Raw genomic sequence first — 284 nt, forward strand, 5'->3', positions numbered from 1 at the left:
GATGTAAAGTCTTTTTGATGAATCGATCTTGGATCATCTAACGGATAATGTGAAAGACCTGAAAACGTAATAACTTGTGGGTATTGTTTTAATACCTCATAAATTTTCGCACTATCTTTTGTTCCCCATTCTTGGCTACCGTATACTGTATCTTTAATATGTTGGAGTAAAAATACGAAAATCGGCTTTTCTGGATCATCTTTTTGTGCCTTTTCCATTTCTTCTTTTAACCAATTAATTTGTTTATCTGAATAATATCCATGAGTTTTCACTTCCTCTGCAGA

1 protein-coding gene is annotated in these 284 nt (G+C 32.7%); it reads right to left on the reverse strand.

Features of this window, described 5'->3' with window-relative positions; genetic code table 11:
* A partial coding sequence (locus tag ACSG5Z_RS32100) for a metallophosphoesterase family protein (protein WP_435712970.1) occupies positions 1–284 on the reverse strand: 284 nt, incomplete at both ends.

This window comes from Bacillus pretiosus (assembly GCF_051294775.1).
Classification (GTDB): Bacteria; Bacillota; Bacilli; order Bacillales; family Bacillaceae_G; genus Bacillus_A; species Bacillus_A wiedmannii.